Consider the following 25747-nt stretch of genomic DNA (forward strand, 5'->3'; position numbering starts at 1 on the left):
CGATTGCTAGAGAATGAAATAACGACGTGCAAGAGAAACAACCATCCCCGCCAAATACAGAACCTGCGAAGCAAAAACTGAAGGCTGCGTACAAGGCAGGGCGACACCTACAAGACTTACTTGATGTGCAGTTAAATCAATGCAAAGTGGTGATCTATGATCAAAATGGCGTTCAACTTGATTTACAACTGCCAAAACCGCATTGATAAAGTGGCGTAACGTCTTCATCTCTCCCAAAATACAATGACACAATAATAAGGATAGCCTCATGAGTATTGAATTAACGTCGGTAGAAGCGCGAGTAATTGGTTGCTTAATTGAAAAAGAAGTAACTACGCCAGACTACTATCCTTTAACGCTCAACAGCCTAACGGCCGCATGTAACCAAAAGAGTAACCGCGACCCAGTAATGGCTTTGTCTGATACGGAAGTTCAACAAGCTATAGACTCATTGTCTGGCCGTCATTTAGTCAACGATGAAAGCAGTTTTAATAGCCGTACAGCAAAGTTTCGTCATCGTTTCTGTAACACAGAGTTCGGTTCTTTACAGTTTACAGAGCAAGAGCGTGGTGTGATCTGTTGCTTGCTATTGCGTGGCCCACAAACACCGGGCGAACTTCGTAGCCGTACCAACCGCTTATGTGACTTTTCTGATGTGAAGGAAGTGGAAGCCGTGCTGAACGGTCTAGCTTCACGAGACGGTGGTGCACTGGTGGTGAAGTTGCCACGTGAAGCGGGCAAGCGAGAGGCACGTTACCAGCACTTGTTTAGTGGCGATGTCGATCTTGAGGCGTTAGAACAACAAGCAGCCCAAGCTATGGGTGGAGGTAAGGTCGCTGAGTTGGAAGCGAAAGTGGAAGCGCTCTCTAAGGAAAATGCGATTCTAAAAGCTGAAAACGAACTATTGCGCTCTCGTCTCGGTGAGTAAGCAAGAACATCCTTGGTTCGTGTATTTTGTACGAACCAAGTCTAGAAGCCTGTATTGCGGTGTCACCAATGACATCGCAAAACGTTTTGCCGCTCATCAGAATGGAACAGGGGCAAAATATCTCAGAGGGAAGGGGCCATTAGAGCTTGCGTGGTCGCAGCAAGTTGACAATAAAGTCACCGCCATGAAGCTAGAGTATCGCCTCAAACGCCTGCCAAAAGTACGTAAAGAAAAAATCATCACTGACAACCTGATTGTCTCGCTAGACTAAATTCAAATCAAAGGTCTCGAACTAACGCTGCCTAAACTTTTTGTGCGATTTTAACTTGATGCACTGGGCTACCTTTAGCTCGGTACATGGCCATATCAGCCAGTTTGAGCAACTTGTCGTAATCTTCTCCATGTTGTGGATAAAGAGCGACCCCCATGCTGCCACCTATCTTTGTGGACACCCCATTTTCTAAACGATAGTCACCAAATACAGGCTCGAACAAAGCTTTCAAGCGCTCTTCAATGTTGGTGTCACTGTGCAAATTTTGAAACAGAAGTACAAATTCATCGCCACCCATTCGAGCAGGGATAATACTCGGTAGAGATTGATAATATTCCAGTGCCGAACCTGGGTCTTGAGGGATTTGCAGTTGAGAAAGCAGCCGTAGGCCAAAAGTTTTAAGTAGCTCATCACCTAACTTGTGCCCATACTTATCGTTAACCTGTTTAAATCCATCAAGGTCGATAAATATCAGTGCCCCTGATTGCTGCTTTTGTTTCATCTCTACGAAAGCGGCTTTCGTTAACTGTCTGAAATATTGCCGATTCGCCAAACCCGTTAAAGAATCTAAGTAAGCCAGTTGTGACACCTGCTGTTTGTTACGCTCAATGTTTTCAATCATGCTCGCAAAAGACTTATTGATCTCTTTGACTTCTACTGGTGTGATGGTCTGGGTATGAAAACTAATGTCTTCACTACGCTCGCTTTTTTCAAATTTCTTAATGTTCTCAAGCAGTGTTTCTAGTGGTCTGATTAGAAGTCGTGAAATTGGTATTGTTAACGCTAGTGCCAGTGCAATTCCGAGCATCATGACCAAAGTTGCCATTTTATCGATGTCTTTGGCCTTATTTTCTAGCTCACTTATTGGCTGAGGTACCATTACCCCCCAATTGGCATGTGACACATGTGTGTAGCCTGCGATCATGTCACCTTTTAATGCGGGAGAATAGAAGCGCTCAACGCCAGTTTGCCCGGCTAACATTTTCTGCACGGCGCTAACTGCGCTGATATTGCGTCTTTCTGCTACCCATGAATCTAATGGATGCGCCAATACATTGCCTTGTTGGTCCACAACCGCTGCATGCCCTTTCTCACCAAATGCGACTTTTTTGCCTGTCTCACTGATGTACTGGGTTGAAAGGTAACCGATGATAAGGCCCAGTTCGGTTTTCTTGATAACCAATAGAATTGGGCCACTGTTTCGTATTTTGTCTTCAGTAACAGGTGACATCACTATATCGTCGTCTGATAGCGTGGCTTGGGCCAGTGCCATAATGTGCGTTGGTAAAGATGCGGCACACTCTTGGTTGGCGGGAAATAGGCACTCAAGAATTTGGCCATTGGAGTCGACACGGGTAACGGCGTTGAAGTGGTAACTTTCTAGCAGCTTTTGAAATTCAGGATGGTGCGCTTTTTCAACCGAGATGAGCGAAGTAATAGAAAATATTCCTACAACATCGAGATAGTAACGCTCAAATGCCGTTGAGAGATTTTTGGCGATCACCAAATGACGTTCATTAACGTCGTTGATTTCCGATTCGAGTGCTTGGGAGTATGGCCATGCCCAGAACAGAGTGGTTGGTATGATAGAAATAAAACAAAAGGTGATGACAAAAAGACTTCGTAGCTTCATATCCAAAGGCCGGCAGCTATACATGTTGAAGCTTTATAGAAGCTTTGGACTTTATGAAGTTTCAACCAAATAGGTATATTAACTGAGCGAATTATTAGCCTCATAATTATGTGATTAGTAAATGTGAGCTGGAGCAACAATTGTGCAGAAAGATCATTGTTCCAGATCCTATCGGTCGCTGAGCTTTGTCACTGAATTGATAAAGGTGTCTAGCACAGGGTTTGTCTTACTGTCCGATTTAAGCAACAGCTCGGTGTACCAGTTTACATTCGAGCTTTGGTCTGGTTTAAACTCAACTAACTCTCCCGAGTCGATCAGGTCTTCAACACGAAAGCGGGGCAAAATGGCCCATCCCATATTGAGTGACAGCAAATCTATCATGTCATCAAGGCTATGCACTGACAGGGTATGGTTGGAGATAATATGTCCCGAAAGTTGAGGGGACTGCTCAACAAAACGATAGACGATTTGTGGAAAAGCTCTAAGTTCATTCTCTGTTATCGTACCGAGACTGTGCTCCCATCTCGGCGAGCAAACATAGGCCAATTGAAAGTTAAAAAGCTGCTTGGTATCAAGTTGAGGTAGTTGGTTGAATAATGTTGTAATGACGCCGACGTCGGCTTGGTTTTCTCTTACCCAGTCAATCACTTGTATCGGGTCTCCACTCATGATTTCAAGTTTAATGGTTGGGTATTTTTCACAGACGTCTTTTGCACATCGTATGATCTGCCGGTCTCTAATCGTGCTGTCGATTGCTAATTTGAAATCGATAGGCAGGTTACTATCTAAAGCTTCCAGTTTATTACCTAAGAGTGCAGCTTCCCTGAGAACCGGTTTTGCATAACGATAGAACTCTTCGCCTTGTGGGGTAAGGATAATTCTCCTTACTTTTCGTTCAAACAGGTCAAACCCAACATCAACTTCCAACATCGCCACCTGTTGGCTGACGGTTGTGGCATGTTTGCCTAGTGATATCGCCGCATTTTTGAAGCTGCCTTGCTCGACCGTATTCACGAAAGCGGTCAATTGATCCAATGTAAAATTAGCTTTATTCATGAGGTCTAGTCCTGTGATTGTTGTTTATAACTATAGCAGGGTTTTATCCTTTTTATGCGAGTTAATGAAAGGGTTATGCGGGTTCATAATGGCTTCATCAAATCGAGACCAGACACTAACGGAGTCCATTATGAAAACTAAACTTCTTACTTTAGCTATCAGTGCAGCAACATTAGCGGGCGCAGCAGCGACAGCTCAAGCATGCACAAACTTCAATTTTAAAACAGAAGAGGGTCATACTTTTGTGGGTCGTACCATGGAGTGGCCGGGGGAGCTTAACGGGCAGTTTTCTGTTGTTCCACGTAAATATGGTTTTAGCTATACCAATACAGCATATGGCTTTGTAGGTATTCAGCACGGTGAAGAGTTGTTTAGCTCTGGTATGAATGAACATGGGTTAAGTGGTGAAGCGCTTGCTCTTGCCGCTGCGGACTTTGCCCCTGAAGGAAGCGGAGATATACGTTCAGGAGATGTTGTCGCTTACGTGTTGGCCAATGCTAAAAACGTTTCTCAAGTCATTAAACTATTGCAAAAAACTAGGGTAGAGATCGCCGCCTATGATGTAGTTGATGGCTTACATCTAGGTATGCACTATGTATTTAATGATGGTGAGAGTTCAATTGTCGTGGAATATTTGGACGGCTCGGGTTTTCCAGTTATTTACGAGAACAAGTTAGGTGTAATGACCAATGATCCTAGTTACGATCATCAACAAGCGCTAGCGAATATGATGTTAGACAATGGTAATGTGAAATTTTCTGAAGAGACGTTTCAAGCGTTTGATTATTCGCCTATTGGCCGATTCCAGAAAATGGTTGCCTTTAACCACACAGCTGATTTTAGTTTAGTGAAGAATGACTATGATGCGGTGAACCGAGCATGGTCTATGATCAATGCCGTTGATATTCCACAAGGAGCCTTGTACTGGAGGTTTGCTGCGGAAAATACCCCACAGTTTACTTCTCACTCAAATGTGGCTGATATTGCGAATAAAGATTATTACTTCAGAACGTATGACAACATGGATATTCGTAAAGTTGATTTAGATACTATCGACTTTTCGACAGTTAGTTACCACAGTGAGTCGATATTCAACACTCAACCAGCTTATAAAGAGATGAGTTTCTAACTGGGGTTATATTGAAAAAGCAGGAGAGGACTCCTGCTTTATTACTATTATTCTTTCTCTGAGAAAGTAACTTGGTACTTGCCTACACCTTGGTAAGTGATGGTTGTTGGCTGGTTGAATTCAACTTCGACAATTCCGCAGTAAGAACCCGTGATGATAGCTTCACCCGCTTGGAAATTCACGCCACGGCGAGTCATATAGTTGATGAGCCAGTAGATAGGGGTTTGAGCAAGCTGATTAGGGTGCTTACCTTCGAACGTCTGCTCACGGCTTTCTTGGCTTACCGTAATATCAATTGTGGAGGCATTGAATGCTTTCTCACGTTCAATTTCAGGGCCAAGGTAAAGACCTTGGTTTACTAGGCAGTCTGCCAATTTTTCTAGGAACTCCGCTCCGCTATCGTCTGCGAAACGTGCTTGCATAAGTTCCAGTGCCATATGACAAGACCCAATAGCTTGGTTGATCTCGTCTTCACTATACCCCTGCGGATTTGCAACCAGTGGTTTCTTCAGTACAAATGCAATTTCAGGTTCAATACGAACAAGGTTGTTGTCAGCAAACAGCTCACATGTGTCACCTTGTTGCACCGAATCGGCAAAGATTGGAGCCACAATAAATTTGTCTTCTGCCAATGGAAGAAGACACTTCCAACCACCCACTTTATCACTGTGTAAGTCGATCATAGAAGATTGAATATTTAAGGCATCTTCGATGTTCTGCGGGCGCTGTTCTTCGGCAAGGCGAGGCGCTTTAGTTCCAGCGCTGCGGCGTTTTAGTAGCTCAGTGGCAGCTTTTTGATGTTCAGTCATATTGTATTACTTATTCCGTTAAATTTAGCTAATGATATCGAAATTGTGTCTGATTTGATAGGGCCAAATACGCCTTCTTTGCTCGATATTTAGATATTGTGAACTCGATAGTTGGTATTGAAACATTTCACTGTTTAAAACGCATTGTGTGATAGTAGTTCCAAGTCGAATTAGAAACTTGGAAATATCGTTATCTATTTGAAAATTATAAATTTATCCTGTGACTGAAGATCACATATTTTCCTAAGTATGATGAAGAAATTTTCTTTATATTTTCTGAAAGGCCAAACCTAAATTAAGGAAATATAATGAAAAGAACAGTATTGAGTGGATTGATAGCAACCGCAATTCTCGGCGGTTTTCCTTCGTTCACAGTGGCAAATACCGTTGCGAATATATCGACATCGACTGAGTCTGTATCCGCTTCAGTGAGTGTTACCCCTGGGGCTTGGTACTCATCATTTGTTATTAATTTAAACAATAGCGCTGGGCAGGACGTTGACCTTGCGGGCTTACAAGTGGAAGTAGCTGTGCCAGAAAATGGAGAGATTAGCTCTGTTTGGGGGAACTGGCCATCTAGTTATTCTGTCGAAGCGAAAGGTCAAAAAAGTGGGAAAAAGGTATTCTTAATTACCCATCAAGCTAGCTCGGTCACCATGCAAGCAGGGGCTAGCACGACCATCAGTGGTGGTGTGAGTAGTAGCGACGGCGTTACAATTGAAGCTCAAGATGTGCAAGTGTTGTCGGTCACGCTCAAAAATGACCCAGCCGTGACCGGTAAGGTGACGGTTAACGCTCCTAGTGCACCACATTCGAGTCTTGGTCATGCGGGTGTTTTGGTTGAAGGTGAAGGGTACTCCGAGCAGTTTAGCCTTCCTTGGGGAACATCGCTGGATATCAATAACCTTCAAGATGGTCTTTATACAGTGACACCTCTAACGGTTACCAGTGATAAAGGGTATGCACATGGGAAAAGCTCAATAGATATAGAAGTTGATGCTGGGCAAGTTGCTCCGACGGCATATTTTGAATACCAGCCATTCATTGCCTATGCGCAAATTGACGTTATTGTTCCTTCAATTCCAAACCTTACTCAGAGTGTCACAACCACAGTTCGGATTAAGAACTCGCAGACCCAGCAAGAAGTTAAGCAAGGTACTGTGACATTTGGTCAAACCCTTCATATCGAAAAGCTAGATGATGGTTCAAGCTACGATTTCCACTTTGACCCGATCACGGTTAACAACCAACAGCACCAACTAAGTGATGTCAATAACGTAGGTGCTACGGCAGATTCTATCAACGAAATCACCACTCAATTGAGTAGTCGCCAAATAGACGATGCGGATCTTGTCACCGTTGCGACTCATATCTCAGGATTGCCAGCAGACGTAGACTCATTCACTTTGAAGTTGATATCACCGTCTGCAAGTTACTTCATGACCCTTACCTCTGATGCGACATCTCTGCCTTACAAAATTGCCAATGGGCAGTACCAAGTTGCTGTTGCCGATGCCGAGCATGGTGGTGTGAATTATGTATTAGCCAATCAAACCCAGTTAACAGTGTCAGGGCAGGATACGGTACTTAATTTGGCATTTAAAAATGGTGTCAAACTCGCAGTGAAAGGATTTCCCGACTTTGTCGCAAACGGGACAGTCACCAATGATAGCGAGGCAGTGACGAAATCTATTGGCGATACTAAGGTCGATGCCATATTCAAATATGCAGGCTTCAGTGGCTCTGGTGATCCCGGTGTGATTTTGGAGAAATCTAGTTTGCCACTTCATCGCACCATGGCGAATGCAAAGCTTGCGAGTTCTATTTCTGGTAAGCATGTGCTACCTGTAATGGTGGTTTACACGGCTAATGCAAGTGGCGGCGCAACGTGGGGAGATTTAACGGATCAAGAGCTACTATATAAGCATTATGCGACCTTCATTACTCAGGCTTGGGCGGCGCAAGAGTATGCACAAGGTAATGGTCATTCACCGATGTCATTTGTATTGAATCCTGATTTCTTGGGGGAGCTGCAAAAAAATGCTAGCCATGTCGACGACCTTAATCGTGCAGGTGCTGTAGATGTTAACGCTCAGTTAGCTAACGCTTTGGGCTACATGCAACAAACGTATGGCTATCAACCGAGCGGCTCAGTACCGAGTTTTGAAAATACTCTCAATGGCTATATCCAATCACTTAACTACATCATGAAAGTGATGGCACCAGATGTCAGTTTTGGATGGCAAATCAATTTATGGGCAGTTGGGTCTGCAAATTGGGTTCATAGCAGTGATGATCAATCGGTGGCAATGGGACAGCGAGTGGGTGACTTTGTGAATCAATTACAAGTCTACTCACAGCAATATAAACCAGACTACATTGTGTTTGATAAATATGAGCGTGATGGATTTGGCAGCGAGGCGATTGGTAATTACGCCTATAACGCAACGAGTTGGCAGCGTTACTTAGACTATGTCAAAACCATCAGTGATGCGGTAGACGCCCCAGCGATGATCTGGCAAATTCCCGGTGGGCATATTCCGACTCAAGAGGAGGGCACAAGCCTGATTCAGAGTAATCATCAAGCTTCAGGCGGCACATTCTTTATGGGAGATGACCGCATCAATGCCGATATTGATACGGTCTACACAGGTCTGTTAGATAAACCTCTTAACGCCGCTGTTTACAATGGGGCATCTAACGTTCGTCAGTTACTCGACAAAGATGCTGGATACGATTGGTCATATCGCCGTATGGCGGAATTGCCAGAGCATAATGTCTTCTCATTGTTTTGGGGAGGTGGCTCGACAACCTCGGTGGTATCGATTGGTTCCAATGGTGATGATGGCGGTTGGCTTAAGAGCAAAGTCGCCGACTATGTCAGTGCACCAACCTGTCTGACTGGCGTTGATTGTGATGGTTCTATCTGGGGTGGGGGTGGGACACCTCCAGACCCTACGCCTGATCCTGATAACCGTGCACCAGTGATCAGTTTGATTCCTACTTGGGTAGTTGCTGGTGGAGAGACATTGGAGATTTCGGCTTCAGCAACGGACACTGATGGTGATGTGATCAGTTACCAGTGGCAAGTGCCTGCACAGCTAACGGTAGTCTCTGGGCTCAATGAGCCTACTTTGTCGGTTACCGCTCCTGCAGTGGCAACTCAGACGAGCTACACGGTGTCACTTACCGCTTCTGATGGCAAAACTTCAACGACTAAAGCGACACAAGTTACGGTGAAAGCTTCATCAAACAGCGATGATAAATGCAGTCACCTTGAGTTCTATCAAGATGGGCAGCAATATCAGCCGCAACAAGAAGTTCGCTATCTAGGCAACCACTACCAAGCGCAGCGTTGGACTGATGTTGGTAAAGCACCCGATCAGCCGTGGACTGGCTGGAAGCTGTTAGGTAGCTGTAAGTAATAAATTCTTTAGAATCACGAGCCCACTTTTGGGCTCGTTTTCATAGAGGGGCAGATTTTGGGTCATGTTATCCAATGAACAAATAGTTTGTCAGGCGAGCCTAGGATGCCTATAGTGTCGCCAGTAACCCAATATTGGTAAGAATAAATGCAAAACGAAGAGTTCATGACTGGCGAAATGCTAGTAGAAACGGTAGAAAATCAACTTGAAGATGGTAACCCAATCAAAGTAAAAGAAACGCTGATGCGTTTGATGATGACGGGCACTGCACGTGAAGAAGCTATCGAAATGATAGCGTGTGCGCTTTCTATTGAAGTATTCGATGTCATGAAAAATGAAGGGGAATTTAACCTCAAGCGTTACAGCGAAAACTTGGATTCCCTACCAGATATGCCATGGGAAATGGAAGACTAGCTCTGCTGTAAAAAGATCACCAAAAGGTGGTCTTTTTTGTTATGGAGAGTTCGGTGTTGTTGCGGCAAACCCACGAAAGATATTAGCCACAGTCACCAAAGCAAAACCCAGTGCCACCAATGCAATATGCCAAGGCTGGCTCAGGCCTACCTGAACTAGCAACATACTCATGATGGCAGAAACTAGCATTTGTCCACCACCGGCCATCGCTGCTGCCGATCCCGCTTCTTTTTTATAGGGTTGCAGTACCATGGCTTGTGACACTGGCAGTGCCATGCCGTTGCTTGTGGTCATAATCAGTTGTCCGAGCATCATGTATATGGGCTCGATCGGGCAGGTAAATAGCCACATCGCCGATAAGATTTGTAGAACTGGGGTGCAAAGCAGTAATCGCTTAGCACCGAGAACTGGGCGAAGTCGGTTGCTTAAACTGGTGCCCAGTAACATCCCTAACGCAGGGATGATTGCCCACAATGCATATTCATCGGAGCTCATGCCAATTTGGTTTTGCATAATGAATGGCATCACAGAGATCGTCGTGATCATCAAGCTAAAGTTGAGCCATCCGATGCCTGCAAAGCTGACGAAATACTTGCTAGTGAGCAGTGCCTTATATTGGCTAAGCATCGCCTTAGGGTTTGGGATTTGGCTTTTGTTGACCATGGTTTCGTCAAAACGAATAGACAGTACCATGTACGCAAGGGCGACATAGCAAAATAGGGACACAAACACCATCTGCCAACCAAAGTGGGCATTGATAAAACCGCCAAACACAGGGGCAACCAGTGGAGTAATTGAGGCAACCATCGCAATATATGACATTGCCGTTGGCAAGTGAGCACCACTGTACCTGTCACGGGTGGAAGCTCTTGCTAATACAGCGCAGCAGCCAGTCCCCAGACCTTGTATGAATCGCCCAGCAACCATGCCATAGAAATTGTCTTGCATTAAAACGATAACTCCAATGCCCACCAGAGCAATAGCTAAACCAGCCAGTAGTACCTTCTTTCTACCTAGTGCGTCCGAGATAGGGCCATAAATAAATTGTGATGGGCCAAATCCAAACAGATAACCAGCAATTAATAGCTGGGCTTCGTCGAGCGGCATATGGAAGTCTTTAGCAATCCAAGGAAGCGCAGGAAAGACAAGTCCCATGCTGAGTTGGCCGATACTAATGATCAAGCAGGCCAGTAAGATGGTTTTGTATTGGATAGAGGTGGGCATAGTAATCTTATATGACAATTTGACGCCAAGTGTACGCTTAATCGTCTCGTTATTCATTAGTTGCTGAGAATATATGTGACTGCTTCAGTTGAGTTCTGACAATCTTCGGACAAAGTGACATTTGGCGAAGATATTATTTGACATTAAATTCATAAGCACTATGACTATAAGTAAGAACGATACATGAGCATTAAACAGGCCGATCTTGATTTTTTAAAGCAGCAATTTATCGCTGCAAAAAACAGCCTTTCAGACATTGCACCCTATGACTTTGTGCCAAGTTATCCAAGAGAAATCATCGACTTCATGGAGAACCTTCAAAGTGATTTGTGGGTAAACAGTAACTACTGTTTTAGTGATAGCACCGAAGTAATTGAAAATCTAGACAACGCTAGTGCTATGGATATTAAGGGTATTTTCACTCATTTCGCTCGTATTGAGAGGTTTTGTGATGGTGCATGGATCGGAATCTTAGAGAAACAACCTTGGGAACAACTGTTTGAACGCTTAGAGCAACTCGCAAGGTAATGGGGCAGCTTTTACTTGTTCTAACATTGGGGTGAATGCGCTGTCGATTTGCTATCGTTCATGGTTATGATTTTGGTGGTTTTAGCGAATTTTATGTTATTAATGGCGACCAATAATTAATGTTGTCATAAAAGGTTAATCATAGAACCTTAGTCTCATCGCATCTTTTACATGGAGTAACACCTGCGATGAACAAAACTCTACTGATTTCTTCTCTTTCATTTCTAGCAGCACCAACGATGGCATTTGATCTTGGTGATCCGAGTCAAAATGACACCACCAATCTGGTATGGACGGGTCACATTAGCCCAGATACGGATACGGTGACTTCAGCAATTATTGCTGCGCACATCTATGGCGGTGTTGCTGTCGTGCCTGAACAAATCAATCCAGAGAGCAAATTCGTTCTAGAGTATTGTAATTACCAAGCCCCAGAAGTGATGCCGGATTTTTCCGGCAAGCAAGTGGGTTTGGTTGATTTCAACCAAAAAACACAGTTACAAGCAACCATCGATGAGTCAAGTATCGTCACCATTATCGACCACCATGCTATTGGTGGTAAGCCTGTGAACATGGCGCAAGTAGCAACGTTGGATATTCGCCCATGGGGTTCAGCGGCAACAATTTTAGCTGACCGAGCGGAGCAAATTGGGGTTAAGTTACCGAAAGAAATTGCCTGTACTACTTTGGGTGGCATCTTGTCCGATACGGTGGTTTTGCAATCTTCAACCACGACCAAATATGACCATCAATACGCTCAGTCACTGGCGAAAACAGCAGGCATCAAAGACATCAACGATTTTGGCCAACAAATGCTGGTGGCTAAGTCGGATTTAAGCCATATGAGCGCTGAAACTATTTTGACAATGGACTACAAAAACTTTGAGTTTGCAGGCAAAAAAGTGGGTATCGGTGTTGCAGAAACACTGACAGCAGAACAACTGCTAGCTCGTAAACAAGAGTTTATTGAAGCGATGAAGGCACATAAAGCTGACAAGCAACTAGACCACTTGTTCTTCTCGGTGACGGATACCAAAAACAAACAAGCAAACCTGATTTGGATTGACGCACAAGACGGTGAAGTCGCCAAGCAGGCATTTGATCAAGATAAAGCCAATCAGTGGTTAAATCTGCCTGGAGTTACGTCGCGTAAACGCCAAATTGCGCCTGCAATTCAGTCTGCGATAGAGTCCATCAACTAAATCTTGGCTATTTAGCCCGACATAGCTTAGACAATGCCTATGATTGAAAGATCATAGGCATTTTTAATATGTTGAACGAGACAAAAATCGTGAGCGTCTAGGCAGAAATCAATGCCTTACACCGCATACTATTGATTTTCGATAAACTCACTCAACGCAGAATTATGGCTAACTACAACTTCACCCGCCCTCTGGAGCGCAACGACAGTACATCAATCAAAACTAATCAGACGGTTATTAAGCAAGTCTTAGGGCTTAACTACTACCCTGACACCATCCCTATGTGGGTTGCAGACATGGATTTTGAATGTGCTCCGGCGATAGTTGAAGCGTTATCCAAACGGGCTGCACAAGGTAACTTTGGCTATAGTTACCTCTCTGATGAGTATTTTGAAAGTGTGATCAATTGGTATGGTCGCCGACACGACATGAATATCGACAAACAGTGGTTGGTATTTAGTAATGGCACAGTATCAGCGATTCGAAATGTGGTACGTGCGTTTACAGAGCAAGGCGATGGGGTGATCATTCAACCTCCTGTCTACTATCCGTTTGAAATGCAAATCAAGGAAACTGGTCGTGAGGTCGTGCGAAATCATTTGCTCAAAGACAAGGATAACCACTATCGCATCGACTTGGATGATTTTGAGCGCCAGTGTAAGGACCCAAAGAACAAGTTATTCATCTACTGTAACCCTCATAACCCGACGGGAAATATTTGGAGTAGGGAAGTCACACAAGAGTTACTGCGACTATGTCATGAAAATGGCGTGATGGTTTTTTCTGATGAAATTCATGCTGATTTGATACGCCAAGGTGAGTCTTTTACCTCAGCTCTTAATCTTAAGTTCAGTGACAATGTTATCGTCGCAACGGCCGTGAATAAGACTTTTAATGTGGCGGGGCTGCACATTACCAACCTAGTAATAAAAAACAAAACAGTGCGGAAAACGCTAAACAACTTCACAGGCTGGATCGGGGTTTCCCCATTTGCAGTGGATGCCACGATTGCGGCATTTAACCAAGAGGAAGCGTGGGTTGAAGAGGTGAACCAAGTCATCACGCATAATATGGCTTACATGGAGCAATATCTTGGTACTCACTTACCAAAAGTTAAGTTTTTTGTACCTCAGGCCACATACCTTGCTTGGTTAGATTTCTCTGCTTTTGGCATGGAAGAGAAAGAGCTACTCAATAAGATCGCCGATCAAGCGCACCTCATCTTGGAGGGAGGAAGTATGTTCGGTGAACATGGAAAAGGGTTCATTCGCATTAATGTTGCTTGTCCTACCTCGATTTTAGAAGAGGCATTGCATCGCTTGGTTCATGCACTTGGCGACTGATATAAGTTAGCGGAACCACGGCCAGTGTCTTTTACTATGTAGAGTGCACTATCCGCTTCCGCCATGAGCTGTTCAATATCTTTGGTACTTTGATGGCATTGTGATACGCCGACACTGATACCGTAACTGATTTGGTGGTCCCCCACGGTGACCGTGCGTTGCTTTGCTTCTCGTGCGATTCTAAGCCCGAGTTCCAAGCCACTGTCTCCATGGGTGTTGGGTAGAAGAATTCCAAATTCTTCGCCCCCAAGTCTTGCCAATACATCACAATCACGAATGTTACTTTTGAGAAACTGAGCGATGTCTATTAGGACTTTGTCACCACATTGATGCCCATAGGTATCATTGATTTGTTTAAAATGGTCGGCATCAATCATGACAAAGCTCAATGGTTGTCTATACCGCTGGGCAATATCAAACAGCTTGTCAGCGGTACTAAAAAAGTAGTGTCGACTGAAAAGCTTGGTGAGCTGATCGTGGTTGGCAATTTGTTCGAGTTGGCGTTTGTAAGACTCAGCCTCATGCTCAAGCGTCTTACGTTGACTGATATCTGACTGCGTGCCTGATATTCGCAGCGGTTTCCCATCCTTGTCGACTTCCACAACGCCACCAACCAAATGCACCCAAATCCATTCACCTAGCCGGTGTTTTACCCGTATTTCGCAATTCATTTGTGCGTCGAAGTGTGTCAGATGCGTTTTGAATGATTGGGTAATTAGAAACCAATCGTTAGGATGCACGAACTCTTGCCATTTGTTGATATCGAAACTGCCCATATCAGATAGCGAGTAACCAAGGATTTCAGCAAACCTTTGATTGACAGTTATCTTTGACGAGACCGTATGCCATGACCAAGTTCCCACCCGAGTAGCTTGAATCACTTCATTAAGATCGTTTTGTTTTTTGGCGACTGCATCTTTCGCTTCCTGTAATTGCCGATTTAGCCAACCGAGAAGGGCAAGCGCAGTGATCAAAATGATAACGGTGAGCAATGAGCCAATAATCACCAAGCGATATTGACCCCAAACTTGGTTAAAACTCACTTCTTGAGTTTGGTCAAATGGAGGTTGGTGCAAGGTGCGAAGTATATTAGCCACACTAGTGTAGTTAGAGGGCAGGTCAAAGCCTGCGATGCGGCTTTGTATACTCACCGGGTGCTCTGGGGTTAGGTGAAACAGTTGGGATAAGAAGAATTTGGTGATGTCCACATCCACATTAGGAAGCACCGATACAGGCCACTCTGGATAGAGCTGTGTTGAACTGATGAAGGGGAAGTAAGAGATAGCCTGTTCATTGATGATTTTGATCTGTTGTTTTGAAAGCGCTCCTTTTTCAATCAAGGCTTCTAGCACACCCGTTCGTACAAATCCTGCATCGGCTTGTTTGCTTAGAACCGTATTGACTACGTTGTCGTGGGGCATGCCTGTTTCAATAAGTTTTAGCTGAGCACTAAGCGCTGGTTCAAATTGCTCAAGCTCGAATGCTTGCATCTGATAACCGCCGAGTGAGGCTTGTTTGACGATAGCGACTCGTTTATCTCTGAGGTCTGATAGGGTGCTTATGGTTGAGTTATCCGCCTGAGTGAAGATTACCCCACCAAATGCTTTGATTTTCTGTCCAGAAAGCTGATTGGTAATCGTTGCAATTGGGGATGACAACCCATAAACGTACTCCAGAAATATGTAATGACTGGGGTTAGTGAGCACAATCGAGACTTGGCGAGTATTCACCGCAAGATTCAGTTCGTTATATTTCAGCGGAAGTATTTGAAAGTAGTAGCGGGTAGTTCGACTGTTTAAGTAGTCTGCAATGGGTTGCCAGCGTTGAGTTACTGCTTGTTTGGTCCGATGAGCCAGTATTCCTATGAAGATAGTTTCTTTCGGGGCGAGGTTAGGTGTCACGAGGTTAGATGTCTGTCCCGTAACATTCGGTGTCTGTCCTGAATTTTCTATTTCCGATATCACTTCGCCGAGCAATTGCGGGGCGAACAGTATTGCCAATGTTAGGGTGACAAGCGTTACTAGGCCTTTATTAGTCATAAGGCAGATACTCATTGTTGACTAGGTGCTCTAAACTCACAGGAGTGTCTAAATGCCCTGAATCTGAGAGTAGAAAATTGAGCAGGTGAGCCGTCTGCTGAACTTTTCCGCCGGATTTCATTAGTTCTTTACTGTTTTCCCTTTGGGGGAGAACAATGCCTTGATAGAGGCTAAGAACTTGCTCTGGCGGGACTTGGAGTCTATCCGCTAAACGATACAGAGAATCTTCACGCTGTAGGTGAAAATGCTGCAATCCATCGTAATGAGATTGAAGCAGATGCTTGATCTGTTTGGTTTTTCCAAGCGAACTTGTTTTGACGGCGAGTACATCAAATATCATATTTGGCATTGAGCGGCTATCAAAAATCACTTTTCCACCTTGCTTGATCACTTGGTTAGCTACTGGTTGATAGGTGACGAGGACGTCGACTTGATGTTCGTTCCACGCTGACAGTTGAGTATCAATCGTGACATCCACCACGGTAATGTCACTGTTGCTGAGGTTGGCTTTACCGAGCAATTGATGCAGCACCAAGGTACCTACCGCAGTTCGTTCAACACCGACTCTTTTGCCTTTAAGCTCACTCAAATCTGAGATGCTTTGACGAGAGACGACTATGTCCGCTCCTGCGGAGATGTCGACTACAGCAATGATAGTAAGATCAATACCTTGAGCTCGTGCAAGTAGCACTTCGTCCAACGTCAGTGCGGCACTTTCTACCCGATTTTGTTTAAGTAGCCGGATAGACTCTGTTGCAGAACCCGTGTTAGTGATATCGAGTAAACTTGGATCGACTCGACCTAAATTCTTAGATAGAAAAATGAACTCATAACCTGGCCAGACGTGGCTACTGAAGGTAAGAGGTGAGTTTGATGGGGTACAACCGAACAGGAGTGAGACAATCGCAAGCAATGCTACTAGCTTCATTCTTCCTCCTAAAAGTTGCGCATAGTCTTTTTTATTATCGTTACTTAAAAAGGTAGCCTATCAATAAGCGCTTTGCTAACAAGCCAATAGGGAAGAATAAACTAAATTGTGCCAAGGTTTTGCTCCATAAACGAAAAAGCCACTGACCGAGGTCAGTGGCAAGTTTAGCGATAAATGTATCGAGATTAGAACTCTTTTGAAACTGTGTGTCCTTTAGGCAGTTTGTGAGCGATACCTTTGTGACAGTCGATACAAGTTTTGCCTTCATCTTCTGCGCGGTTATGAATCGCAGCAGCAACAGGTTTCTGCTCGACAAAGTCCATGTACTCAAAGTTGTGACAGTTCCGGCACTCTTGAGAGTTATTGGCCTTCATTCGTTTCCATTCTCGCTCAGCCATAACAAGGCGATGATCTTCGAACTTCTGAGGTGTATCAACGATACCGATCATCTTACCGTAAAGCTCTTTACTTGCTTGGATCTTACGGATGATCTTAGGAACCCACTCTTTTGGTACGTGGCAATCTGGACAGGTTGCACGAACACCAGAGCGGTTTTGATAGTGGATAGTGCCCACATACTCTTCGTATACGTTGTCGCGCATTTCATGACAGCCGATACAGAACTCTTCTTGGTTGGTCGCTTCCATACCGGTGTTGAGACCACCCCAGAAGATAATACCGCCGATGAAACCTATGGTAAGGATACTACCGATTGCCATGGTACTTGGTTTCATAAACCAAGCCCACAGGCGTTTAATAAATCCCATATCGCCTCCCGTTACTGACCAAATTTGCCAGTAGGTTTAAAGTCATTCTCTACGATTGGCTTCGCATCTACTTGCGTTACGTGGCACTGTAGACAGAAGTAACGACGAGGAGCTACTTCAGTAAGTACGTTATTGTCGCGATCCATATAGTGAGTCGGACTAATACGCGGTGCACCCGATTTACGATAAGTGCTCACATCGTGACATTCTAGACAGCCATTGTTCGCTTGATTTACCTGAACTTGTACTGTTGAGTGAGGGATAAGTGGTGGCTGGTTAACATAATCTAGTGCCAGCTTATCTTGGCTCTTTGGTACATGTTTTAACTCAGGTACAACATTATCTTCCTTGATCTCTTGAGCACCACGTAGAGAGGTAACTTCAGCGACCGCTGCCGCACTTACAATCGCTGCTAGCACTGCAGACACGACAATCTTATTCTTCATATTTAGCTCCAGTTCTTATTCTGAATTCGAATACTCTTTCAGCACAGACATCAATACAGCGACCGCAACTGATGCAATCCTGGCTCATTATTTTTCTATCACCTTGTTTTAGCGGTTGGCGGAGGATTTTTGGCTCCGGACAAACGTTAAAACAATCCATGCAGTTGTTGCACTGTTCCCTTTTTACTGCCGTCACACGGGTTAAGCTGTAACGGCCAATCACACCATAGGTGGCTCCAAGTGGACAAAGATGACCACACCAACCATGTTCAACCAAAAGCAGGTCGATTAAGAAGACGATAAGTATCAACGTCCAACCTGCACCCATACCAAATACCAAGCCACGATGAAGAGCAGAGACAGGGTCTATCCAAACCCAAAGCAGGGTGTTAGACACTGCGCTGCCAACGATAATAGCTGCGAGCAGCCAATATCTTAGGCTTGATGACCATTGATAACTTGCTTTAATCCCTGTTTTTCGACGGATCCAGTTGGCTAAATCCGTCACCATATTGACGGGGCATATCCAACCGCAAAATGCTCGAGGGCCAGCGATGGCGTAAAAACCAATCACTACAAGGCCACCAATAATTGCGGTAGTTTCTGGCCAAAAACCTGTTGCCAATGTTTGGATAAGCAACAATGGGTCTGTCATCGGGATGGTGCCAAACAACTCACTCGACGAGAGGTTGCCTGTTAATACACCCCAAGTAGGGCCCATGATGAAAAGGCCAATCACACTGAGTTGCACTGCTCTACGAAGAACTAAAAAACGATTGGCGTGCCATAATCCCAAGCTCTGCCGAGCAGCTTTACCTGCATCTTTTGCTGAGTTTTTAGCCATCACAAACCTCCATCACCCGGTTTACGGGTCGGTAGCGTTAGCTGTTCTGGGATCAGGCTGCCGCCTGCTTTTTCTTTTTCTTCCCAACCTAAGCGGTAGTGCTTACCAAGAGCTCCTCTTGCGAGTTCTGTTGGTACGATCTTGATTGCCGCTTCGTCGGTAACACACGCTTCTTCACATTTACCGCAACCCGTGCACTTATCAGCATGGACGGTTGGGATAAACAAGGCGTGAACACCAGTACGTTGGTTTCTCACAGGTTCCAGCGTAATTGCTTCATCAATTACCGGACATACTCGGTAACATACGTCACAGCGTAGCCCTTGCCAGTTCAAACAGTTTTCATGGTCGATGAGAACTGCCGTTCCCATCTTCGCTTTGGTTATATCGGTTAAATCATGGTCTAGAGCACCACTTGGGCAAGCAACCACGCAAGGAATGTCTTCACACATTTCGCATGGGATTGTTCTTGCAGTGAAATACGGTGTGCCTGTCGCAACAGGCGACACCATAGTTGCTAGCTTCAGCGTGTCATAAGGGCAAGCCTGTACACACAACCCACAACGCAAACAAGCATTAAGGAACTCAGATTCTTCCAACGCGCCCGGCGGTCTAACTGGGACGCTGGTGGTATCTGCCTTACTTTGTTTGGTCTGCAAACTCAGAACGGTTGCGGCGCAACCGACGCCAACAGCGGTTCTGGCGGCGTCGCGCATAAAGCGACGCCTACTTGCAGAGGGGAGTGAAGACTTCATAGTGCTGCTCCAGCTCTACGCTTTCATGATTTTAACTGCACACTTCTTGAAGTCCGTCTCTTTAGAAAGAGGATCGGTGGCATCGAGTGTCAGTTTGTTGGTCAACTGGCCCGCATCAAAGAACGGCATGAATACCAAACCTTGAGGTACCTTGTTACGACCACGCGTTTCTACGTGACTGGTGACTTCACCACGACGTGATACGACTTTAATCGCATCGCCTCGACGTAGACCTCGTTTCTTCGCATCAAGCGGGTGCATGTAAACCACAGCATCAGGGTAAGCGCGGTATAGCTCTGGAACACGACGTGTCATGGTGCCAGTGTGCCAGTGCTCAAGTACACGACCAGTACAGAACCATAGGTCGTACTCGTTATCAGGCTCTTCTGCTGCTGGCTCATAAGGCAGCGCAAAGATGACCGCTTTCTTATCTTTCTTACCGTAGAAAGAGAATTCTTCGCCTTTGTTTACGTATGGGTCGTAGCCTTCAGCGTAACGCCATAGCGTTTCCTTACCGTTAACTACCGGCCAACGTAGACCACGAGACTTGTGGTACATATCAAATGGCGCAAGATCGTGCGCATGGTCACGGCCGAAGTATGCATACTCTTCGAACAGACCTTTTTGCACGTAGAAGCCAAAGTGGCGAGCTTCGTCGTTTAGGCGCTCATCAGGCACTTCGTCAAGCTTGAACTTGTCTACGTTGCCGTTTGCATAAAGCACTTCAAACAGTGTTTTGCCAGCAAGCTCTGGTTTCTTGTCGATTAGCTCTTGAGGCCAAACATCTTCTACTTTGAAGCGCTTAGAGAACTCCATTAGCTGCCAAAGGTCAGATTTTGCTTCACCTGGCGCTTTCACTTGTTGATACCAGAACTGAGTACGACGTTCCGCGTTGCCGTAAGCACCTTCTTTTTCTACCCACATAGCCGTAGGAAGAATAAGGTCAGCCGCCATCGCCGTTACTGTTGGGTACGGGTCTGATACAACGATGAAGTTAGCTGGATCGCGGTAACCCGGGTAGCGCTCTTCGTTGATGTTTGGACCGGCCTGCATGTTGTTGTTACATTGAACCCAGTAAGCGTTAAGCTTGCGGTCTTTCAACATTCGGTCTTGTAGAACAGCGTGGTAACCAGGTTTTGGTGGGATAGTCCCTGCTGGGATGTTCCACTTAGTCTCACACATTTCACGGTGTTTAGGGTTCATTACCACCATGTCTGCTGGCAGACGGTGAGCAAACGTACCTACCTCACGAGCAGTACCACACGCAGATGGCTGACCTGTCAGTGAGAACGGACCGTTACCCGGCTGAGAAATCTTACCGGTCAATAAGTGAATGTTGTAAACAAGGTTGTTTGCCCATACACCACGGGTGTGTTGGTTAAAGCCCATTGTCCAGTAAGAAACGACTTTGACTTTTGGATCTGCGTAAAGCTCTGCAAGTGCTTCTAGTTGATCAACAGGAACGCCTGACAGCTCAGAAGTGTATTTTGCATCGTACTTAGCAACGAACTTGGCGTAGTCATCAAAACTCATTGGCTTAGAGTCTTTGCTGCCTGGGTTTTTCGCTGCTTGCTCAAGTGGGTGAGTAGGGCGCAGGCCGTAACCGATGTCTGTTACACCTTCACGAATGTTAACGTGCTTATCAAGGAAGTCCTTGTTCACTTTGTTATTCGAGATAATGTAGTGCGCAATGTAGTTTAGAATTGCTAGGTCGGTTTGCGGCGTGAAGATGATTGCGTTATCGGCAAGCTCGTACGAGCGGTGCTCATAAGTCGACAGCACAGCAACGCGAACATTCTTGTCTGATAGACGACGGTCAGTTAGACGCGACCATAGGATAGGGTGCATCTCTGCCATGTTTGAGCCCCAAAGCACAAACGCATCGGCTTTTTCTAGGTCGTCGTAACAACCCATAGGCTCATCCATACCGAAGGTACGACCAAAGCCAACTACCGCAGATGCCATACAGTGACGAGCATTCGGGTCAATGTTGTTTGAGCGGAAACCTGCTTTGTAGAGCTTAGCCGCAGCATAACCTTCCCATACGGTCCACTGACCTGAGCCGAACATACCAACAGATGTTGGACCTTTTTCTTTAATTGCAGCTTTGAATTTGTCTGCCATTAGGTCGAAAGCTTCGTCCCAGCTTACAGGGGTAAATTCACCTTCTTTATCGTAAACACCATCGGTTTTACGCATCAGTGGCTGAGTTAGGCGGTCTTGTCCGTACATGATCTTCGGTAGGAAGTACCCTTTGATACAGTTAAGGCCGCGGTTCACTGGTGCGTCTGGGTCACCTTGCGATGCAACCACACGACCTTGTTGTGTACCAACCAATACACTACAACCAGTACCACAGAATCGACATGGGGCTTTATCCCAACTTACCGATTCATCCTTACCAGCAGCATGTGCAACTGAGGTTGGCAGAGTCACTCCTGCCACCGATGCTGCCGCAACTGCTGCGTTTGCTTTTAAGAACGTTCGTCTGCTGACACTCATTTATTGCTTCCTCAATCAAGCTCTACTTGCTCGTCCATTTGATGGAATACCAGAGTTGCTGCAAGCACCCCCGGAATTTGTTTAATCTCTTCAAACATATCGGCGAGGTGAGTACGGCTATCGCCTTCAATCACCACGACCAATTTGCCCACTTCGTTGACACCGGGAACTTCTGCCCCTTCCATTTGTTCAATCGCCGCTTTAACGTTTTGTAATTGGTCCGCAGCGGCGTGAACGGCCAAACTGCTAACGTGATATGTCATTCGCTGTTCCTGTCGATTTGATGGAAATTGCTTGGGTTGGACATGGCTTCACACACGCTCCGCACCCGATACAATCTTTTAAGTTGAGCTGAAGTTGAGCAACACCACCGTATTGGAGGCGAAACTTGATCGCAGAGTACTCACAGATATCAGAGCAACTACGACATTCGACGCCTTGGTTGGCTAAACAAGCTTCAGAGATTTCAGCAACCTGATCCCATGGTGTTTCCTGCAAAGACCTGAAAAGTGGTTCTGGACACACATTGGCGCACTGTCCACAAAAGGTGCATTCATCTTTGGAGAAATCCACTTCTGGGAAACCGCCATCGCCTTTTACAATGATTTTGGTCTCACAGGCTTCCTGACACTTACCGCAGCGGCTACACACATCTGTAAAAATGACATCTTCTCTCAACCAAGGCATGCGTTGCACAGAAGGTGCTTTCGCAATACTGGCATTCCTAAAAAGGCGTCGTCTCGAGATATCTACCAAGCTTGTACTCACATCTAGCTCGACATATTAATGATAATTATTCTTATTAAATCATTGATATATCGTTAACAATTAGAAATATTATTAATAACTCTAGTCTAGAATCAGACAGGTTGTTATAAATACCCACTAAGTAGTAAAGGATTATTTCAATTGAGCTAGATCAATTCTTACTAGTGCTTTAGCTCACACAATTAACTATTAGAAAATTAGTGGTTTAGCGGTTTGGTTCAGAAAGTGATCAAGAAGAGGTTTTGAGGTGATGGACATCGCCCAACGCCGATAAATCTGTCAAATTGAGCACTGCGCCACAACAATGGATTTTTTGGAGGCAGTTTTTGCCTAACAGACCTACACGACCAGTTACGCAATCTATTGCACGGTCCTTATTTTCAATACTCCTGCTGTCGGTGATGACAACAGGGTTTGCCATTTTCACTCTCTCCTCGAGCCTAAATGATGCTGAAGCTGTTAACGTTTCAGGTTCGATGCGAATGCAGAGTTATCGCTTGGCCTATGACATTCAGTTGTCTTCACCCTTGTACGAGCTGCATTTGGATCAGTTTGAGCATTCGTTACACGCACCGAGTATGAAGGCGCTTGAGCACTGGATCGTTCCTTCCGATATTCAAAACCACTACTTTGAGCTGATTAAGCGTTGGGATAACTTAGAGTTGCTGTTACGTAGCGAGCAACGAGCGCAGTATGTCGTACAGGTTGCAGACTTCGTTGAGCAAATCGATGAATTTGTTTATCAGTTACAACGTCACTCCGAGCGAAAGCTAATTGTACTCGGTTGGGTTGCTGGGATTGGGCTTGGAACCATACTAGTGATAGCATTGTTTGTGGTGCATTACGTAAGAAAAGAAATCGTCTATCCTTTGGGCTTGTTTAACCAAGCCAGTGAAGAGATCCAAAATCAAAACTTTGATATTAAGATTCAAGTCAAAGGGGATACTGAGCTCAGTCGCCTAGCCATGACGTTCAATAAAATGGCGACTCAACTTGGCGAACTGTATCGAGGGATGGAAAAGCTGGTGAATGAGAAAACTCACCGCCTTAGCCACGCCAATGATTCGCTTAAGGTGTTATATGATTGTTCACAAGAGTTGAGTGTTAGTCACTTAAGTACTGAGCATTTTTCTTCCATTGTGGGCCACCTTGTGCGGATTGAGGGCATTCAAGCTGCGCAACTGATCATTGCAGATGATACACCAGCAGCATTAGAGATTACCCAAGGAAAGCCTACATCCAGTTCTTGGCACGTAAATTCATTGGTCCTAGATGGGGAGCACTTGGGCACGTTGCGCTGGCAAGCCTCATTACCTTGCCCTGACCAAGCGTTGATTGATAACGTTGCCCAGATTTTGGCACGTGGCATTTACTATAACCGAGCCCAGAAACAGACAGAGCAGCTGCTACTTATGGAAGAGCGTGCGACCATTGCTCGAGAACTCCACGATTCAATCGCTCAATCGCTCTCTTATCTTAAAATTCAGGTCGCATTGCTCAAAAGGCAGGTGGGCAAAAACTGCCAAGTCGAGAAATGTCTTAATGCAACGCAAGCCATTGATGATATTGACGTTGGATTGAAGAATGCGTACAGCCAGCTAAGAGAGCTACTTAGCACTTTCCGCTTGACGATCAAAGAGGCGGATTTTGGTGAAGCACTCAATCAAATGATATTGCCATTTGAAGAACGCACTAATGCATCGATTGAGATCGACAATCAACTTTCCTCTATCTATCTGCGAGCGAATCATCAAGTGCATTTATTGCAGTTGATCCGCGAGGCGGTTAATAACTCCGTCAAACATGCACAAGCAAGTAATATCACTGTACGCTGCGGCAGCGACGGTGACCAGATTAACGTGACCATCGAAGATGATGGTGTGGGATTTGATACAACAACAGAAAAGCCGAACCATTACGGACTTGGTATCATGCAAGAACGAGCTGCTAGACTTAATGGCGATGTCACCGTTGAAAGTCAGCAAGGATTGGGCTGTAAAGTGACACTAACATTTGAAAATCAACAAGAGGTGGATGATGACGACTTGTAGGGTAATGGTGGTTGATGATCACCCCCTAATGCGTAGAGGCATTACGCAACTGCTTAACTTTGAAGATGACTTTGAAGTAATTGCAGAGGCAAGCAATGGGGCGGATGCGATAGCAGTAGCCAATCAGCAGCAACCAGACCTAATTCTCCTCGATCTAAATATGAAAGGGATGTCTGGCCTAGATACCTTGAACGCACTGCGCTCAGAAGATGTTGAGGCAAGGATTGTAATATTGACAGTATCGGATAGCGGCACCGATATCGATGCTTTGGTCAAAGCAGGAGCTGATGGTTACCTGCTTAAAGATACCGAACCTGATGAGTTGGTAGAGCTGATCCGTAATGCGATCACTGGAAGCAAATCATACAGTTCCCTAGTGCAAGAATACTTGGACAATCGGGAAGATAAGCCATCTTTGGGTGATTTATTGACTGAGCGTGAAATGCAAATCTTAAGCGAGGTTGCCAAAGGGTTTCGCAATAAACAGATTGCTGACAAGCTGTTCATTTCAGAATCTACGGTGAAAGTTCACATGAAGAGTCTGCTGAAGAAACTCAATGTTCCTTCGCGTACAGCTGCAACGGTTTTGTACCTAGAATACACCGGAAGTGATATTAAATAAGTTGATTATAAATGCGGTGATTTTGTAAACTTGTGCCACAATGATTTTATGGACTTTGTATTA

24 protein-coding genes are annotated in these 25747 nt (G+C 45.1%); 10 read left to right on the forward strand and 14 right to left on the reverse strand.

Going from position 1 to position 25747, the window contains the following annotated elements; all coding sequences use genetic code 11:
* Window positions 1-6: 6 nt before the first annotated feature.
* Window positions 7-228: a hypothetical protein gene (locus J4N39_RS17590; protein ID WP_252026338.1), complete on the reverse strand. Its 222-nt coding sequence runs from the start codon at window positions 226-228 to the stop codon at window positions 7-9.
* Between the two features lie 40 nt (window positions 229-268).
* Between J4N39_RS17590 and J4N39_RS17595 the strand changes: the two genes are divergently transcribed.
* Both J4N39_RS17595 and J4N39_RS17600 read left to right on the forward strand, forming a co-directional pair.
* Window positions 269-928: a YceH family protein gene (locus J4N39_RS17595; RefSeq protein ID WP_252026340.1), complete on the forward strand. Its 660-nt coding sequence runs from the start codon at window positions 269-271 to the stop codon at window positions 926-928.
* Entirely contained in the window at window positions 921-1199 is a 279-nt protein-coding gene (locus J4N39_RS17600) for a GIY-YIG nuclease family protein (protein WP_252026342.1), read from the forward strand. The genes J4N39_RS17595 and J4N39_RS17600 overlap by 8 nt, the downstream gene beginning before the upstream one ends.
* 31 nt (window positions 1200-1230) lie before the next feature.
* Here J4N39_RS17600 and J4N39_RS17605 read toward each other — a convergent pair whose 3' ends face one another.
* Together J4N39_RS17605 and J4N39_RS17610 are read right to left on the reverse strand one after the other, a co-directional pair.
* Window positions 1231-2832: a sensor domain-containing diguanylate cyclase gene (locus J4N39_RS17605; protein ID WP_252026344.1), complete on the reverse strand. Its 1602-nt coding sequence runs from the start codon at window positions 2830-2832 to the stop codon at window positions 1231-1233.
* Window positions 2833-3000: 168 nt separating this feature from the next.
* Window positions 3001-3888: a LysR family transcriptional regulator gene (locus J4N39_RS17610; RefSeq protein ID WP_252026346.1), complete on the reverse strand. Its 888-nt coding sequence runs from the start codon at window positions 3886-3888 to the stop codon at window positions 3001-3003.
* 130 nt (window positions 3889-4018) lie between these two features.
* Between J4N39_RS17610 and J4N39_RS17615 the strand changes: the two genes are divergently transcribed.
* The gene (locus tag J4N39_RS17615; protein ID WP_252026348.1) at window positions 4019-5017 is read left to right on the forward strand and encodes a linear amide C-N hydrolase; all 999 of its coding nucleotides are present in this window, start codon (window positions 4019-4021) and stop codon (window positions 5015-5017) included.
* A gap of 47 nt (window positions 5018-5064) precedes the next feature.
* On the opposite strand, the gene J4N39_RS17620 is transcribed toward J4N39_RS17615, so the two are convergent.
* The gene (locus tag J4N39_RS17620; RefSeq protein WP_252026350.1) at window positions 5065-5826 is read right to left on the reverse strand and encodes a hydratase; all 762 of its coding nucleotides are present in this window, start codon (window positions 5824-5826) and stop codon (window positions 5065-5067) included.
* Between the two features lie 308 nt (window positions 5827-6134).
* Between J4N39_RS17620 and J4N39_RS17625 the strand changes: the two genes are divergently transcribed.
* Together J4N39_RS17625 and J4N39_RS17630 are read left to right on the forward strand one after the other, a co-directional pair.
* Entirely contained in the window at window positions 6135-9251 is a 3117-nt protein-coding gene (locus J4N39_RS17625) for a PKD domain-containing protein (protein ID WP_252026352.1), read from the forward strand.
* 147 nt (window positions 9252-9398) lie between these two features.
* Complete coding sequence (locus J4N39_RS17630; protein ID WP_252026354.1) at window positions 9399-9665, forward strand: hypothetical protein; 267 nt, start codon at window positions 9399-9401, stop codon at window positions 9663-9665.
* A 39-nt stretch (window positions 9666-9704) separates the two neighbouring features.
* Here the strand turns inward: J4N39_RS17630 and J4N39_RS17635 are convergent, their stop codons facing one another.
* Window positions 9705-10889, reverse strand: coding sequence for a multidrug effflux MFS transporter (locus tag J4N39_RS17635; RefSeq protein ID WP_252026356.1), 1185 nt, complete (start codon window positions 10887-10889; stop codon window positions 9705-9707).
* A 183-nt stretch (window positions 10890-11072) separates the two neighbouring features.
* Here J4N39_RS17635 and J4N39_RS17640 point away from each other — a divergent pair, with 183 nt between their 5' ends.
* The 3 genes from J4N39_RS17640 (at window position 11073) to J4N39_RS17650 (ending at window position 13962) form a co-directional block, all read left to right on the forward strand.
* A complete protein-coding gene (locus J4N39_RS17640) occupies window positions 11073-11417 on the forward strand; it encodes a DUF6508 domain-containing protein (protein WP_252026358.1) in 345 nt (114 codons plus the stop codon).
* A 188-nt stretch (window positions 11418-11605) separates the two neighbouring features.
* Entirely contained in the window at window positions 11606-12619 is a 1014-nt protein-coding gene (locus J4N39_RS17645; RefSeq protein ID WP_252026360.1) for a manganese-dependent inorganic pyrophosphatase, read from the forward strand.
* Between the two features lie 164 nt (window positions 12620-12783).
* Window positions 12784-13962 carry a MalY/PatB family protein gene (locus tag J4N39_RS17650; RefSeq protein WP_252026362.1) on the forward strand — a complete coding sequence of 393 codons (1179 nt, stop codon included), beginning with the start codon at window positions 12784-12786 and terminating at the stop codon, window positions 13960-13962.
* Here J4N39_RS17650 and J4N39_RS17655 read toward each other — a convergent pair.
* The 9 genes from J4N39_RS17655 to napF all read right to left on the reverse strand — a co-directional run bounded on the left by J4N39_RS17655 (window position 13944) and on the right by napF (window position 22999).
* A complete protein-coding gene (locus tag J4N39_RS17655) occupies window positions 13944-16001 on the reverse strand; it encodes a diguanylate cyclase (protein ID WP_252026364.1) in 2058 nt (685 codons plus the stop codon). The genes J4N39_RS17650 and J4N39_RS17655 overlap by 19 nt on opposite strands.
* Entirely contained in the window at window positions 15994-16929 is a 936-nt protein-coding gene (locus tag J4N39_RS17660; protein WP_252026366.1) for an ABC transporter substrate-binding protein, read from the reverse strand. The genes J4N39_RS17655 and J4N39_RS17660 overlap by 8 nt, the downstream gene beginning before the upstream one ends.
* Window positions 16930-17114: 185 nt before the next feature.
* Window positions 17115-17696 (reverse strand): cytochrome c-type protein NapC, encoded by a 582-nt coding sequence (gene napC / locus J4N39_RS17665; protein ID WP_252026368.1) that lies wholly within the window; start codon window positions 17694-17696, stop codon window positions 17115-17117.
* A gap of 11 nt (window positions 17697-17707) precedes the next feature.
* On the reverse strand, window positions 17708-18142 hold the full coding sequence (locus J4N39_RS17670; protein WP_252026370.1) for a nitrate reductase cytochrome c-type subunit: 435 nt from the start codon (window positions 18140-18142) through the stop codon (window positions 17708-17710).
* Window positions 18132-18986 carry a quinol dehydrogenase ferredoxin subunit NapH gene (napH, locus tag J4N39_RS17675; RefSeq protein ID WP_252026372.1) on the reverse strand — a complete coding sequence of 285 codons (855 nt, stop codon included), beginning with the start codon at window positions 18984-18986 and terminating at the stop codon, window positions 18132-18134. The genes J4N39_RS17670 and napH overlap by 11 nt, the downstream gene beginning before the upstream one ends.
* Complete coding sequence (napG, locus tag J4N39_RS17680; RefSeq protein WP_252026374.1) at window positions 18986-19741, reverse strand: ferredoxin-type protein NapG; 756 nt, start codon at window positions 19739-19741, stop codon at window positions 18986-18988. The genes napH and napG overlap by 1 nt, the downstream gene beginning before the upstream one ends.
* A gap of 15 nt (window positions 19742-19756) precedes the next feature.
* A complete protein-coding gene (gene napA, locus J4N39_RS17685) occupies window positions 19757-22243 on the reverse strand; it encodes a nitrate reductase catalytic subunit NapA (RefSeq protein WP_252026376.1) in 2487 nt (828 codons plus the stop codon).
* Between the two features lie 11 nt (window positions 22244-22254).
* Window positions 22255-22506 (reverse strand): chaperone NapD, encoded by a 252-nt coding sequence (locus J4N39_RS17690; protein ID WP_252026378.1) that lies wholly within the window; start codon window positions 22504-22506, stop codon window positions 22255-22257.
* Window positions 22490-22999 carry a ferredoxin-type protein NapF gene (gene napF, locus J4N39_RS17695; RefSeq protein ID WP_252026940.1) on the reverse strand — a complete coding sequence of 170 codons (510 nt, stop codon included), beginning with the start codon at window positions 22997-22999 and terminating at the stop codon, window positions 22490-22492. Before napF ends, J4N39_RS17690 begins: the two co-directional genes overlap by 17 nt.
* Window positions 23000-23412: 413 nt before the next feature.
* Here napF and narQ point away from each other — a divergent pair, with 413 nt between their 5' ends.
* Complete coding sequence (gene narQ / locus J4N39_RS17700) at window positions 23413-25062, forward strand: nitrate/nitrite two-component system sensor histidine kinase NarQ (protein ID WP_252026380.1); 1650 nt, start codon at window positions 23413-23415, stop codon at window positions 25060-25062.
* Complete coding sequence (locus J4N39_RS17705) at window positions 25049-25684, forward strand: response regulator (RefSeq protein WP_252026942.1); 636 nt, start codon at window positions 25049-25051, stop codon at window positions 25682-25684. The genes narQ and J4N39_RS17705 overlap by 14 nt, the downstream gene beginning before the upstream one ends.
* The last annotated feature ends 63 nt before the right edge of the window (window positions 25685-25747 follow it).

The organism is Vibrio sp. SCSIO 43136 (assembly GCF_023716565.1).
In the GTDB taxonomy this organism is placed as follows: Bacteria; Pseudomonadota; Gammaproteobacteria; order Enterobacterales; family Vibrionaceae; genus Vibrio.

Excerpts from the sequence above, each read along its gene's own strand:
- J4N39_RS17595 (WP_252026340.1), top strand. The coding sequence starts at position 269 with ATGAGTATTGAATTAACGTCGGTAGAAGCGCGAGTAATTGGTTGCTTA.
- J4N39_RS17705 (WP_252026942.1), top strand. The coding sequence starts at position 25,049 with ATGACGACTTGTAGGGTAATGGTGGTTGATGATCACCCCCTAATGCGT.
- J4N39_RS17650 (WP_252026362.1), top strand. The coding sequence starts at position 12,784 with ATGGCTAACTACAACTTCACCCGCCCTCTGGAGCGCAACGACAGTACA.
- J4N39_RS17640 (WP_252026358.1), top strand. The coding sequence starts at position 11,073 with ATGAGCATTAAACAGGCCGATCTTGATTTTTTAAAGCAGCAATTTATC.
- J4N39_RS17635 (WP_252026356.1), bottom strand. The coding sequence starts at position 10,889 with ATGCCCACCTCTATCCAATACAAAACCATCTTACTGGCCTGCTTGATC.
- napH (WP_252026372.1), bottom strand. The coding sequence starts at position 18,986 with ATGGCTAAAAACTCAGCAAAAGATGCAGGTAAAGCTGCTCGGCAGAGC.
- J4N39_RS17690 (WP_252026378.1), bottom strand. The coding sequence starts at position 22,506 with ATGACATATCACGTTAGCAGTTTGGCCGTTCACGCCGCTGCGGACCAA.
- J4N39_RS17645 (WP_252026360.1), top strand. The coding sequence starts at position 11,606 with ATGAACAAAACTCTACTGATTTCTTCTCTTTCATTTCTAGCAGCACCA.
- J4N39_RS17605 (WP_252026344.1), bottom strand. The coding sequence starts at position 2,832 with ATGAAGCTACGAAGTCTTTTTGTCATCACCTTTTGTTTTATTTCTATC.
- napC (WP_252026368.1), bottom strand. The coding sequence starts at position 17,696 with ATGGGATTTATTAAACGCCTGTGGGCTTGGTTTATGAAACCAAGTACC.
- napG (WP_252026374.1), bottom strand. The coding sequence starts at position 19,741 with ATGAAGTCTTCACTCCCCTCTGCAAGTAGGCGTCGCTTTATGCGCGAC.
- J4N39_RS17630 (WP_252026354.1), top strand. The coding sequence starts at position 9,399 with ATGCAAAACGAAGAGTTCATGACTGGCGAAATGCTAGTAGAAACGGTA.
- J4N39_RS17660 (WP_252026366.1), bottom strand. The coding sequence starts at position 16,929 with ATGAAGCTAGTAGCATTGCTTGCGATTGTCTCACTCCTGTTCGGTTGT.
- napA (WP_252026376.1), bottom strand. The coding sequence starts at position 22,243 with ATGAGTGTCAGCAGACGAACGTTCTTAAAAGCAAACGCAGCAGTTGCG.
- J4N39_RS17610 (WP_252026346.1), bottom strand. The coding sequence starts at position 3,888 with ATGAATAAAGCTAATTTTACATTGGATCAATTGACCGCTTTCGTGAAT.
- J4N39_RS17620 (WP_252026350.1), bottom strand. The coding sequence starts at position 5,826 with ATGACTGAACATCAAAAAGCTGCCACTGAGCTACTAAAACGCCGCAGC.
- J4N39_RS17590 (WP_252026338.1), bottom strand. The coding sequence starts at position 228 with ATGAAGACGTTACGCCACTTTATCAATGCGGTTTTGGCAGTTGTAAAT.
- J4N39_RS17615 (WP_252026348.1), top strand. The coding sequence starts at position 4,019 with ATGAAAACTAAACTTCTTACTTTAGCTATCAGTGCAGCAACATTAGCG.
- J4N39_RS17655 (WP_252026364.1), bottom strand. The coding sequence starts at position 16,001 with ATGACTAATAAAGGCCTAGTAACGCTTGTCACCCTAACATTGGCAATA.
- J4N39_RS17670 (WP_252026370.1), bottom strand. The coding sequence starts at position 18,142 with ATGAAGAATAAGATTGTCGTGTCTGCAGTGCTAGCAGCGATTGTAAGT.
- J4N39_RS17625 (WP_252026352.1), top strand. The coding sequence starts at position 6,135 with ATGAAAAGAACAGTATTGAGTGGATTGATAGCAACCGCAATTCTCGGC.
- narQ (WP_252026380.1), top strand. The coding sequence starts at position 23,413 with ATGACAACAGGGTTTGCCATTTTCACTCTCTCCTCGAGCCTAAATGAT.